General features: G+C 65.4%; 11 protein-coding genes. 2 read left to right on the top strand and 9 right to left on the bottom strand.

The window, feature by feature from the left end:
- Positions 1–71: 71 nt before the first annotated feature.
- The 7 genes from XAN126_RS0101905 to XAN126_RS0101875 form a co-directional block, all read right to left on the bottom strand.
- Positions 72–1160: a TRAP transporter substrate-binding protein gene (locus XAN126_RS0101905; protein WP_024276912.1), complete on the bottom strand. Its 1089-nt coding sequence runs from the start codon at positions 1158–1160 to the stop codon at positions 72–74.
- Between the two features lie 49 nt (positions 1161–1209).
- Positions 1210–3099, bottom strand: coding sequence for a TRAP transporter large permease subunit (locus tag XAN126_RS0101900; protein WP_024276911.1), 1890 nt, complete (start codon positions 3097–3099; stop codon positions 1210–1212).
- A 58-nt stretch (positions 3100–3157) separates the two neighbouring features.
- Positions 3158–3766 (bottom strand): TRAP transporter small permease subunit, encoded by a 609-nt coding sequence (locus tag XAN126_RS0101895; protein WP_024276910.1) that lies wholly within the window; start codon positions 3764–3766, stop codon positions 3158–3160.
- A 70-nt stretch (positions 3767–3836) separates the two neighbouring features.
- Complete coding sequence (gene maiA, locus XAN126_RS0101890) at positions 3837–4472, bottom strand: maleylacetoacetate isomerase (RefSeq protein WP_024276909.1); 636 nt, start codon at positions 4470–4472, stop codon at positions 3837–3839.
- 132 nt (positions 4473–4604) lie between these two features.
- Positions 4605–4973: a hypothetical protein gene (locus tag XAN126_RS0101885; protein WP_024276908.1), complete on the bottom strand. Its 369-nt coding sequence runs from the start codon at positions 4971–4973 to the stop codon at positions 4605–4607.
- A 401-nt stretch (positions 4974–5374) separates the two neighbouring features.
- Positions 5375–7456, bottom strand: coding sequence for an ATP-binding protein (locus XAN126_RS0101880; protein WP_024276907.1), 2082 nt, complete (start codon positions 7454–7456; stop codon positions 5375–5377).
- Positions 7443–7826, bottom strand: coding sequence for a response regulator (locus tag XAN126_RS0101875; protein WP_024276906.1), 384 nt, complete (start codon positions 7824–7826; stop codon positions 7443–7445). The genes XAN126_RS0101880 and XAN126_RS0101875 overlap by 14 nt, the downstream gene beginning before the upstream one ends.
- Before the next feature lie 222 nt (positions 7827–8048).
- Between XAN126_RS0101875 and XAN126_RS0101870 the strand changes: the two genes are divergently transcribed.
- Both XAN126_RS0101870 and XAN126_RS0101865 read left to right on the top strand, forming a co-directional pair.
- The gene (locus XAN126_RS0101870; RefSeq protein ID WP_081762478.1) at positions 8049–9344 is read left to right on the top strand and encodes an EAL domain-containing protein; all 1296 of its coding nucleotides are present in this window, start codon (positions 8049–8051) and stop codon (positions 9342–9344) included.
- A 25-nt stretch (positions 9345–9369) separates the two neighbouring features.
- Positions 9370–10143: a response regulator gene (locus XAN126_RS0101865; protein WP_029876590.1), complete on the top strand. Its 774-nt coding sequence runs from the start codon at positions 9370–9372 to the stop codon at positions 10141–10143.
- A 67-nt stretch (positions 10144–10210) separates the two neighbouring features.
- On the opposite strand, the gene XAN126_RS0101860 is transcribed toward XAN126_RS0101865, so the two are convergent.
- Both XAN126_RS0101860 and XAN126_RS0101855 read right to left on the bottom strand, forming a co-directional pair.
- Entirely contained in the window at positions 10211–11887 is a 1677-nt protein-coding gene (locus XAN126_RS0101860) for a methyl-accepting chemotaxis protein (protein ID WP_024276903.1), read from the bottom strand.
- Between the two features lie 120 nt (positions 11888–12007).
- The gene (locus tag XAN126_RS0101855) at positions 12008–12679 is read right to left on the bottom strand and encodes a response regulator transcription factor (RefSeq protein ID WP_024276902.1); all 672 of its coding nucleotides are present in this window, start codon (positions 12677–12679) and stop codon (positions 12008–12010) included.
- Positions 12680–12894: the final 215 nt, after the last annotated feature.

Here is a 12894-nt window from a genome sequence, read left to right as displayed (position 1 = left end):
CCCTCAATCTTGGGCTGGCAGGGCGGCAGAGGCCGCCGCCCCGCATCGTTCTCAGGTCGCGACTGTTTCGCTCACGGCCACTTGGGCGCGGAGAAGCGGAAGGAGTCGAGGCGGAAGTCCGCCACGCGCATCCAGGCGTTGGATTCGTTCAGGAAGGTCTTCCACGGCTCGTAGATCTTCTTGAAATCGGGGTTCGACGCGGCGAGTTCCGCGAAGGTCTCCAGCGTCGCCTTGTAGACGGCCTCCATCACCGGCTGCGGGAAGGCGCGCAGCTCGACGCCGGCGGCCAGCAGGCGACGCAGCGCCTCCGGGTTCTTGGTGTCGTAGTTCGCGAGCATCATCAGGTTCTGCTCGGTGGCGGCGGTCTCGAAGGCGGCCTTGAAGCCGGGCGGCAGCGCGTCCCAGGCTTCCTTGTTGGTCAGCGTGGTGATCTGGGCGCTGCCCTCCCACCAGCCGGGCGTGTAATAATACTTCGCCACCTTGTTGAAGCCGAGCTTCTCGTCGTCATACGGGCCGATCCACTCGGCCGCGTCGATGGTGCCGCGCTCCAGCGAGGGATAGATGTCGCCGGGCGCGATCTGCTGCGGCACCGCGCCCAGCTTGCTCAGGATGCGGCCGCCGAGGCCGGCGATGCGCATCTTCAGGCCCTGAAGATCCTCGACGGTCTTGATTTCCTTGCGATACCAGCCGCCCATCTGCACGCCGGTATTGCCACAGGGGAAGGAGACCATGTTCTCCTTGCCGAACAGCTCCTGGATCAGCGCCTTGCCGCCGCCGTAGTAATACCACGCGTTCTGCTGACGGGCGTTGGTGCCGAAGGCGATGCCGCCGTCGAAGGCATAGGCCGGATTCTTGCCCGTGAAGAAGGAAGTGAGGGTGTGGGAGCACTCCACCGTCTTGTTCTTGGTGGCGTCGAACACCTGCGTCGCGCCGACGATCTCGCCACCGGCAAACGGCATCACCTCGAACTTGCCCTCGGTCAGCTCGCCGATGCGCTGGCACATGGCGACGGCCGAGCCGTAGATGGTGTCCAGGCTCTTCGGCCAGCTGGTCGCCATGCGCCACTTCACCGTGGGCTGGCTCTGGGCGAGGGCCGGCGCTGCCACCAGGGTGGCAGCGGAGCCGGCGGCGATGTTCGTCAGGAAAGTCCGTCTTTTCATTGTCATTCCCCTTATTTTTGACTGGTCGGCGTCTGTCGGCAAACGGAGGTCAGAGCCCGGCGCCGGGCTTCGGCAAATCGTCGAGGCCGGGCATGGCGGGCAGGCCGAGGCCGCTCGCGGGGGCATCGAGGCTGTCGAGCTGGCGCTGGGCGGCGGCGGGGTCGGAGGCGGGCGCCGAGGACTTGTAGTGCATCACCATTCCGGGGAAGGCGGCGATGAGGGCCACCATCACCATCTGGATCACCACGAAGGGGATGGCGCCCCAATAGATCTGCGCGGACGTCACAGGCTCCATGCGCTTGCCGGTGAGCCGGTCGAGATAGGCCGTCTTCGGCGCCACCGAGCGCAGGTAGAAGAGCGCGAAGCCGAAGGGCGGGTGCATGAAGGAGGTCTGCATGTTCACCCCCAGCATCACGCCCAGCCAGATGAGGTCGATGCCGAGCTTGTCCGCCGCCGGCGCCAGGAGCGGCACCACGATGAAGGCCAGCTCGAAGAAATCGAGAAAGAAGGCGAGCAGGAAGATCAGCAGGTTGATGAACAGCAGGAAGCCGATCTGCCCGCCCGGCAGGCCGGTGAGCAGGTGCTCCACCCACACATGCCCGTTGATGCCGTAGAAGGTGAGCGAGAACACCCGCGCGCCCACCACGATGAAGATGGCGAAGGCGGAGAGTTTGGCCGTCGTCTGCGTCGCCTGGGTCAGGATGGAGAGGGAGAAGCGCGCCGGGTTCTTCTCCAGCCGGCGCTTCAGCGCCGCGAGCACCATGGCGCCCACCGCGCCCATGGCGCCGCCCTCCGTGGGCGTCGCGACGCCGAGGAAGATGGTGCCGAGCACCAGGAAGATGAGCAGCAGCGGCGGCACCATGACGAAGGTGACGCGCTCGGCCATGCGCGAGACCAAAGGCATGCCGGTGAAGCGCTCGACGCCGCCGGCGATGAAGGCATAGAGCGCGCCGGCGGCGATGATGTCCGCCATGAGGCCGACCGTCGGATGCCCGCTCTCGCGCAGCAGCACATAGGCGCCGGCGAAGGCCGCCGTGAGGACGGCGGAGAGCACCAGCCGCCGCGCGCCGAGGAAGCGATTGAGCAGGGCTGAAACGAGGGCCACCACCACCGCCGTGCAGATGGCGAGGATCGCGTAGTCCGCCCCCGCCTTGATGCCGGTGTCGCGCATCACCACCGTGGCGACGGCGGCGGAATAGGCGACCAGCACGCCAAGCTGCCACACGCCGCGCCCGCCGGAGGGCTCGCAGCAGGTGAGCGCCTCGCGCGGCAGGCCGGGCGCCGACTTCGGCGACACGATCGTCACCACGAACACGAACAACGCATAGAGGCCGGAGAGGATGAGGCCGGGCAGGAAGGCGCCTTCGTACATGTCGCCCACGGAGCGGCCGAGCTGGTCGGCCATCACGATCAGGACCAGCGAGGGCGGGATGATCTGCGCCAGCGTGCCGGAGGCGGCGATGACGCCGGCGGCGAGGCGCCGGTCGTAGCCGTAGCGCAGCATGATGGGCAGGGAGATGAGGCCCATGGAGATGACCGAGGCGGCCACCACGCCGGTTGTCGCGGCGAGCAGCGCGCCGACGAAGATCACCGCATAGGCAAGGCCCCCGCGCACCGTGCCGAACAATTGGCCGATGGTCTCCAGCAGGTCTTCCGCCATGCCGGAGCGTTCCAGCACCAGCCCCATGAAGGTGAAGAAGGGGATGGCCAGCAGCACCTCGTTGGCCATGGTGCCGAACACCCGCTCCGGCAGCGCCTGAAGAAGCGGCCAGGACAAAGTAATCGCGTCCGGCGCGTAGGGCGAAAGCTCCACGGCGATGAAGAAGAACAGCAACCCATTGGCGGCCAGTGCGAAGGCGACAGGATAGCCCAGCAGCATGAACACGACGAGGGTCGCGAACATGATGGGGGCGAGGTTGTGGGCGATGAACTCGATCATCGGGCGAGACCTTCAGCGAAGCGGACGTCAGTGCGGGGCGACGAGCAAAGAGGCGCCCTCATGGCCGCATGCCCCCTTCCGAGATCCGCGGGTCCACCTTGGCGAGTTCATGGAGGATGCGCTCCGCCTCGACCTCATGCAGGTCTGCCCCGGCAGCCTCGGCAAGGTCGCCGCGCATGATGGCGATGCGCTTGATGAGTTCGCTCACCCCTTGCAGCAGCAGCAGCGCGAAGCCCACGAGGATGAGCGCCTTGGCCGGCCACAGGATGAGCCCGCCCGCATTGGTGGAGGTCTCGCCGGACTTCAGCGAGTCGAACACGAACGGCACCGAGAGCCACACCATTAGGGTCGAAAACACCATCAGGAACAGGACGATGCAGGCGACCTCGATGAGGTTGGTCACGCGGCGGCTCAGCCGGGAGGCCACGATGTCGATGCGGATGTGCTCGTTGAGCTGGAGCGTCCACGGCGCGCAGAGCATGAAAACCGCGCCGAACAGGTACCATTGCAGTTCCAGCCAGGCGTTGGACGACACGCCGAACATCTTGCGGACCACCGCATTGGCGGCCGAGACGAGGATGGCGACGAAGATGGCCCAGCAGGCCACGCGGCCAACGAAGACATTGAGCGCGTCGATGGAACGCGAGAACGACAATAGAGCTTTCATGCCTCTACTCCCGGGGCAGGGGGACGTGAGTGGCGCGTAACTTTATAACTCGAAAAAGAACTATTCTAATCTAGGCGGCGTCTGCCTGATATTTGGGATGCGTGGACTCGAAGCAATCGAGGGCCATGCAGTTCTCGTAAATGCCCATCACCAGTGGATAGGGCGTCACGTCGCAATTGAAGCGCTGGGCGTTGAACACCTGCGGCACCAGGCAGATGTCCGCCATGCCGGGCGCGTCCCCCAGCACGAACCTGCCGCCGAGGCCCCGCGTCGCAAGCGTCGCCTCGAGGCTCTGGAAGCCTTCGGCGATCCAGTGGGCATACCAGGCATTGCGCGCGGCCTCGTCATGGCCGAGGCGATCAAGATGCTTGAGCACCCGCACATTGTTCAGCGGGTGGATGTCGCAGCAGATGGCCTGGCTGAAGGCGCGCACATAGGCCCGCTCGATGGGGTCCATCGGCAAAAGCGCCGGCTCGGGCCGCGTCTCCTCCAGATATTCCATGATGGCGAGCGACTGGGTGAGCACCAGCGCGCCATCCACGAGGGCGGGGACAAGGCCTTGCGGATTGAGGCGCACGAAGGCGTCGGCCTTGTGCTCCATCTTCGGCAGGCTGATGGCACGCGGCGTCGCAGAGAGCCCCTTGAAGGCCAGCGCGATGCGCACCCTGTAGGAGGCGGACGACCGGAAGAAACCGTAGAGTTCCATTTGCGCACTCTGGAAGTTTTGTTTTTCTTCACACGCATGGAACGGCGATAGCTTTGCCATCGCCGGAGACCGGGCGGCGAGGCGCCGCCCGAAAGACGTCAGCCGGCAGAAGCTGTCAGCCGGCGGAAGCCGTCAGCCGGCGGCCTTGGCGAGAATCTCGTCGGGCGTCGAAGACACGACCTTGGCGTAGCGCGGCACGAACTTGCCGCCAACGATATGGCGGATGAAGGAGGGCTTGATCTCCTCGGCCAGGATCTTGCGGATCTTGGCGTGCTCCTCGATGTCCTTCCACTCGGCGATCAGATAGAAGCGCAGTGGATTTTCTTCATCGCGAAGCAGAACGCCGTCCTTCACCTGCGCCCACGACTTGTGCATGGGATTTCCATCCGAATAGTCGAAGTCCTCGAACTCGCGGATGAACTCCTCCTCCACGCCTGGATTGATGGTGAAGTCGTAGATGTGGAGGTAGTTGCCCTTGGTGGCGAGCGGCTCCTGAGCCATTCCTGTCTCCCTATCGTTCCCTGGAGACGACGCACCCGATCGCAACACGACCTGACGGCGCTTGCTCCTGTGGCGCCCGCCTGCGGCGGACTCCATTAATAGGAGTACACTGATTATTTCGGCCGTCAATGCGCCACGTCAGAATTCCTGCAGAATGGCGCTGATGTGGGCTTATTGCCGGGAAATCGCGCAGATTGGTGCCGCTTTGGTGGTCGGAGGAAATCCATAAATGAGGTGATACTGATTAATTCCGCCCCTTTCGATGGTGCATCGCAGCGCACGGCAAAGCCGCGCCGGGACGGCCGGATCTGCGCGCAGCACCTTCTCGGGGGCGGATGGAATGAGCGGCAGTGCGGCGGCGCAGGATGCCCCCGACGGCCGAGGCGGCCGCGCGCAGGGCCTCAGACCGCCTGCGCCGCCGGCTTCTCCTCGAGCGCGGGAAGCTCGATGGTGAAGACCGCGCCGCCCTCCCCGTTCTCGACGGAGAGCGCGCCGCCATGGTCGCGGATGATGCCGAAGCTCACGGAAAGGCCGAGCCCCGTGCCCTTGCCGGGCGGCTTGGTGGTGAAGAAGGGCTGGAATATGCGCTCCCGCACCTCGTCCGGGATGCCGCCGCCATTGTCTTCCACGCGGATGCGCAGCACGCGGCCCGCCTTGCCGGGCTCGGAGCCGACGCTGAGGTGAATGAGGCCGGCGAAGTCCTTGCCGATGCGGGCGCGGCTCTCGACGATGGCGTCGCGGGCATTCTGGATCAGGTTGATGATGACCTGTTCCAGCTGGTCCTGCCGGCACAGCACCTGCGGGATGTCCGGCCCCTGCGTGGTCCGGACCTCGACATTGTCGAGGCGCAGATGCGCCCCCACCACCTGCAATGCGCCCTCCACCGCATCGAGCGGCCGGGAGGGCTGGAGGTGCTCGTCGCTCTTGCGGCCGAAGATGCGCATGTGGTCGATGATGCGGCTCATGCGCGTCGTCTGCTGCACGATGCGGTCGAGCTTGGAGACGAGGTGCTCGGGCGGCAGCCCCATCTTCATGCCGGTGAGCGCGTTGGACGCGGCAAGGCGGATGACGCCGAGCGGCTGGTTGATCTCGTGGGCGAGCCCCGTCGCCACCTCGCCCAGCGAGGCGAGCTTGGACATCTGGTAGAGCTTGTTCTCCTCCATCCGCCGCTGGGTCTGGTCGACGGCGACGACCACCACTTCCTGGCCACCGGAGCCGCCCCTGTCCATGCCCTGTAGAGGTGCGACGACGATCTCCGCCTCCAGGTCGGTCTCGCCATCCGAGAGGTGCTCGGTGATGTGGCGGGGTTCCTTGATGTCGTCGACGAGGCTGCGGAAGCGTCGGCTTCCCAGATAGTTGCGCATGAGGCATCCGAGCGCGCCGTCGGGCGGCGAGCCGATCTCGGTGGCGCCGTCCGGCGTGACATGCATCACCGAGACACCGGGCACCCGGCTGATGGCATCGAGCACGTTGGCTTCGCGCAGGCGCGCGAGCGCCTGCACCTCCTGCGCCTCCAGCCGCTTCTGCAGGTTCAGGTAGCTGCCGCCCACCGCGACCATCACCAGGAGGGCAATGGACAGGCCGGCCGCCGTGCTCCAGATCGCCGCCTTGAAATCCGCCGTCTGGCCGCGGACAAAATCGGTTGAATAGGCGACGGAGACGAGGATCGGATACTTGCCGGATCGCACGGTGTAGCCAACCCGCTCCACGCCGTCGACGGTGCTCGCCTGGTGATAGGTTCCGCCACCATTCTGCATGGCGGCGATGAAGGCCGCGGATTTGGAGATGTCGTCGCCGAAGCTGGTCTTGCTGGTGGCACGGGCGCGGGCGATGCCGTCGGTGCCCATCAGGGCAATCAGCTCGCCCTCCTCGGTGCGCAGCTGCTTGTAGAAGTCGATGAAATCGCTGATGGCATAGGAGGCGACCACCACGCCGGCGAACTGGCCCTGGGCGTCGCTCAGCGGCCGGGTGAGCTGGATGGTCCATTTCTTGGAGACGCGGCCGAGCACCGGCTTGCTGATGAAGAGCTGCCCCTTCGCCGGGTCCTTGCCCATGTGCACGCGGATATGCTCGCGATCGGAGAGATCCACCTTCTCCGGCCCGGGCGGCGCGAGGCTGGTCGCGACCATGACCCCGTTCTTGTCCGTGACGGCGAGCTGGACCAGCGAGGCCGGGACGTTGAAATCCTTCAGCTGCTCGTAGATCTGGTAGGGAGCGGCGGTGGTGTCGTGGCCGCTGGCGAAGTTCTGCAGCAGGGCGTCGATGGGCTCCACCGCCTGCTCGAAGCTGCGCATCAGCAGCGTCGCCATGCGGTGCGCCGAGATCTCCGCCTTCTCCATCTCGGCCTGGCTGTGCAGCTGGAACAGCACCAGCGCCGCGACGAGCGGAATGACGCCGACGAGGAAGACGAGCCCGACCAACATCAGCGTGACGCGGTTGAAGCCGCGGCCGTCCGGCCGCGAGGGGGCGTCAGTTGCGGGCATCGGCGACGCCTCCAAGCTCGACCAGCGCCTCGCACAGGGCATCGAAGGCCAGCGGCTTCGGGAAGCAGCGCAGCACGCCGACCTCCCGGGCCCGCGCCATGTCGGCCTCGGCGGCATGGCCCGTCATCATCAGAAAGCGCAGATCGCGGGTGGGGAATCGCCCGAGCATCGTTTCCACCAGGGCGACACCATCCATGTCCGGCATCCGCATGTCGGTGAGCACCACGCGAATATCGGGATCGCGGGAGAGCACATCGAGAGCATCCACGCCGCGCCCCACGGAGCAGGTCGACAGGCCGCGAAAGCCAAGCGCCTCGACCAGCTCGTCGAGATATTCCGGCTCGTCATCGACAATGAGAACGTGATTCATCTGCCGTCGGACCTATTCGGACGGTATCAATTGGCGGCCATCGGTGCTGCGCCGCACTCCACGCTTGGCCTGACTTTTCGTCAAGGCCAACTCATTCCGTTTTGGAGCGAAATCCGGACCAGTTGCCGCCTTGCATTGTGACAACCGGAGTGAAATATAAAAGACAAGAGCGGAACGCCTTGGGCAATCTAAAATATTTAGGCGCCGCGAAAGAGGGATTCCATGTCGGCGGAACGCGATCCGGTCAATCATCGTGCCGGACGCGCAAATCTTCGGCGGATACTCATCCTCGACGATGACGACGCTTTCCGGGAAGACTTAGCAGAATACCTCACATTCGCCGGACACCAAGTGGATCATACCTCCCAACCGGAGACTTTGACCCCCGCCCGCATGTGCCAGACCGACATTCTCCTGCTCGATTTGAACATGCCGGGAATCGACGGCGTGGACGTGCTGCGCAATCTCTGTCGCTGCGTGCTGAGCCCTCAGGTGGTCCTCATCAGCGGAAGTGACGAAGATGTGATTGCGGCCGCCGCGGAGGCCGGGCGCATGAGCAACATCCGCGTCCTTGGCACGCTGCACAAGCCGTTCGACCCCGAAGAGTTGCTGACTCTCATCGGTGGCGATGCGGCCCAGGAGTTCGATCGCGGCGCCCCCGGCGGCGCGCCGTCTGAGGCGCAGGTGATCGCCTCGGTGGAAGCTTCTCTCGCAGCCGACACCGTGCCCGTGAAGTTCCAGCCCAAGTGCCACCCGGACCACCGCACCTTCGCGGGAGCCGAGGCGCTGCTCGGCGACGTGTGGCCCGGCCTCGGCCGGATATCGCCGTCTGTCGTGATCGCGGCCGCAACCGTCAATCCCAATCTGATGCGGCGGCTCACGCTTCGCGTGGTCGAGACCGCCGCGCGGGGGGCCGCGGCGTGGCAGGCGGCCGGCCTTCGCGGCCCGGTCAGCATCAACATGCCGCTCGACGTACTCACCGAGCGCCAAGCCTCCAATCTGCTCGCCACCACGGTCCGCAACGCCGGCCTCACCCCCCCGGACGTCATCCTGGAACTGACGGAAGACGCGCTTTACGGCTCCTCCAGCGAGGCCCTGATGGCGCTCGCGCAGATGCGCATGGCGGGATTCGGCATCGCCCTGGACGACGTGGGGCAGCGGCAGAGCGGCCTGCTCCAGCTGGCCCGCCTGCCCATCACCGAGATGAAGGTCGACCGCGCACTGATCGTGCAGTCCCGCGGCACGGAGAAGTCGCGCAGCATCCTTGAGGCGCTGATCCAGCTCGGCCATCGCCTCGGCCTCAAGGTGGTAGCCGAAGGCATTGAGACCGAAGAGGATTTGTCACGGGTCAAGGCGATGGGGGCCGATCTGGTCCAAGGTTTTCTGATATCGCGCAAACTTGCCCTTGCCGAACTGATTGCGATGTTCAAGGAATGGAACAAACCGGACACCACAACCGGGGACGTCAAGGTCGAGGAAGCCAAACGCGAGGACGCCAAGCCAGATAATGCGCAATGACAGCCCCAAGCATGGCCCAGGCGAAATGGCCGAGCCGCAGGTGCTTCTGGTCGATGACGATCCCGACGTGCTGGAAGAGCTGCACGACGGCCTCTCGATGCTCGGCATTCCCTCGCTCACCGCGACGACAGCCGTGGAGGCGCTGGACCTCGTGCAGCGCAACGATCCCCTGAAGGTGATCGTCACCGATCTGCAGATGCCGCGCATCGACGGCATCGAGCTGCTGCAGAAGCTCTCGGTGCGGCGCCGCAAGCACCCCATGGCCGCCATCGTCATCACCGGCCATGCCTCCCTCGACCGCGCCGTGGGCGCGCTGCGCCTCCAGGCGGTGGACTTCCTCCAGAAGCCGCTCGCCGCCGAAGAGGTGGCCCATGCCATCCAGCGCGCGCTGGCGATCGTCGAGGACGAGGCGCTGGCGGCGAACGGCGAGGACGATCCACCCGCCACCATCGCCCGGCCCAACTACATGAAGGCGCTCGTCGCCGCCCGCGCCGACCGCGACGCCATCTTTCAGGCCGGCCTGTTCTCCGATCCCGCGTGGGAGATGATGCTCGACCTCGCGGTGGCAGAGGCCAGCGCCCGGCCCATCTCCGTCACCAGCCTGTGCATCGCCTCCGGCGCACCCACCACCACGGCGCTGCGCCGCATCGACGATCTGGAGACGGCGGAGCTGGTGAAGCGCGTGCCGGACGGCCGCGACCGGCGGCGCATCCTGGTGGTGCTGACAGAGCAGGGCCGCGGCCGCATGGAGGCCTTCGTGCGGCGCCAGGCCGACCGCTTCGGCATCAAGCTCGACTGAACCTCATTCCGCAAATGAAAAGGGCCGGTGTCTCCCGACACCGGCCCTTCTTTTTGTGCGGCGCGGATCAGGCGGCTCGGAGGGTGGAGACGAAGCTCGTCACCTCGCGCTGGAGATCCTGCGACTGCTCGGACAGGGCCGAGGACAGGCTCATGAGCTGGGTCGCGGCGGAGCCGGTCATGCCGGCGGCCTGGCCGACACCACTCATGTTGTTCGTCACCTGCGTGGCGCCCTGCGCCGCGCGGTGGGTGTTGGCGGCGATCTCGCTGGTGGCGGCCCGCTGCTCCTCCACCGCGCCGGCGATGATGGCGGTGAGGTCGCGCACGTTGTTGATGGTGGTCACGATGCTCTGGATGGAGGTCACCGTGGCCGAGGTCGCGTGCTGGATCTCGCCGATCTTCATGGAGATTTCGTCGGTGGCCTTCGCCGTCTGGGCGGCGAGTTCCTTCACCTCGGAGGCGACCACCGCGAAGCCGCGGCCCGCGTCGCCCGCCCGCGCCGCCTCGATGGTGGCGTTGAGGGCGAGCAGGTTGGTCTGCTCGGCGATCTCCTTGATGAGGTTCAGCACCTGCCCAATGGACTGGGCCGCCTCGGAGAGCTGGCGGATGTTGTCGTTGGTGCGCTCGGCCTCCTCGGCCGCCGAGCGGGCGATGACGGCGGAGTTCGACACCTGGTCACTCATCTCGCGGATGGAGGCGGACAGCTCCTCGGCGGAGGCGGCGACCGTCTGCACGTTGTCGGAGGCCCCCTCGGCGGCAATGGTCACCGACTGCGCCTGGCGGGACGTTTCCTCCGCCGTGGCGGAGAGGTTGCGGGCGGCGTCGGCCACCTCGCCGGACGAGCCGGAGAAGCGCTCGGCGAGGGCACCCATGCGGCTCTGGAACGAGTTGGCGATGCTGGCGCGCTCGGCAACGAGCTGCTGCGCCATCTCCTCTTCCTTGCGCTTCTGCTCGACGCGGAGCCGCTCATTGTCGGCGAGGCCGTCGCGGAACACCTCGAGGGTGCGGGCGATGTCGCCGATCTCGTTCTTCGTCTCGCGGTTCGGCACATCGGTATCGAGGGCGCCGCCGGCGATCTTGCCCATGGCGTCGGTGACGCGGTTGAGCGGGCGGGTGATGCCGATGACGATGAAGGCCACCGCGGCAAGGCCGAGCACGATCTGCACGCCGATGGACACGAAGAGCACGAAGCGCGCCTGGTTGAAATCTGCGGTGGAGGAAGCGCCTGCTTCGTCGGCATAACGGTCGTTCAGTTCGACGTTCTTGTCGAGGCCTGTCGTGACCGAATCGAACAAGGCGACGCTCTTGCTCGCCAGATCGATGGCCTCGTCCGTCATGCCCGACTGATGCTTACCGAGGAACTCGGACTGAGCCTGCGTGTAGTCAGCCCAATGCACCATCACCGAATTCCACGAGTTGCGTTCCTCCGGAGTGGAAATGAGCTTCTCATAGGCCGTCATCGCCTTGCCGTTCTCGGCGAGGAGGCGCGTCATGCGCGCCTGGAGCGCAGCACTTTCCTTCGGGTCCGAGATCAGAAGCATGCGCATGGCCGCAACTCGGACACGGGTCATCGTATATTTGACTTCGCCCACTGCGCGCACGCTCGGAAGCCAGTTGGTGGTGATTTCCGTCGTGTTGTCGTTGAGGTGGCTGAGCTTGGTGAGGGCGAGAACCCCCTGTCCAGCCGCCAGAGCGACCAGGACAAGGTAAAGGCCGATCAGTGCACTCTTGACGGTCAGACGCATTATCTGTCTCCCTTCTGGGGTCTTTCTGAACTTGTCTTGGCTTTAGAAGACAATGATCCGTCCCGTCATAGTCGTCGAAGCTGGATTGGGGCTTGCGATCTTCCGCCCGTCTTCAAGAGATCAGCCGACGTACTGGTATCCGAGATAGCGGCGGGCATCGATCACGTCGCGGCCGAGCTTCAGGCGCAGCTTCTTGCGCAGCTTGCTCATGTGGCCCTCGACCACGCTCTCGTCCACGTCCTCGTTGAAGATGCCGTAGATGGTGTTGAAGATCTGGGTCTTGGTGACACGGCGCTTCGAGTTCTTCACCAGATATTCGAGGATGTGCCGCTCGCGGCGCGGCAGGGCCAGCGGCTCGCCGTCCACTTCCGGATCACGTCCGTCAAAAAACACGCGCAAGCGCTCGTCGAGCGGCATCTGGATGTCACCCGAGCGCACCCGCCGCCACACCGCATCGGCGCGGGCCACGATCTCGCGCACATGGACAGGCTTGCGCACCACGTCGTCGATGCCGGCGGTGAAGAGTTCCAGCGTCTGGGTGAGGGACTTCACGTCCTCCAGCGCGATGATGGGCGCCTTGCTGTGCGAGCGGATGAGGTCGGGATAGGTGATCCGCGCCTCGGACTCCCCGATCAGGAAGCTTTCGACCGCGCCGAGATCCTGGTCCGAGGTGGTCTCGATCCAGTCCCGGAACTCGTTACCCGAGAAGCTCTGCGAAGAAAAACCTTCGCGGGAGAACGCCGACACATAACTTTCCGCAACAGACGCACGCTCATCAACGACAACGTACATGATACCCTCCATCATGTCACAGCATTTCCGCGCGGTCGGCGTCGATGTCTTACTGACTTATTGACGATCCGAACGACACAAAACCCCTATGACGTAGCGGGGGAGCGAGCAATCTGAAGAGGAACGGGTTTGGGAGCGAATTGATTGCCAGATCGGAGCGACCTCGGGATCACCGGGCTCAGAAGCACCGAAGCCGGCGGCGGATGCTGGATCCG

Source organism: Xanthobacter sp. 126 (genome assembly GCF_000526175.1).
Taxonomy (GTDB): domain Bacteria; phylum Pseudomonadota; class Alphaproteobacteria; order Rhizobiales; family Xanthobacteraceae; genus Xanthobacter; species Xanthobacter aminoxidans.
Note: the sequence above shows the minus strand (reverse complement) of the source record. Positions and strands in the feature narration are given on the sequence as shown.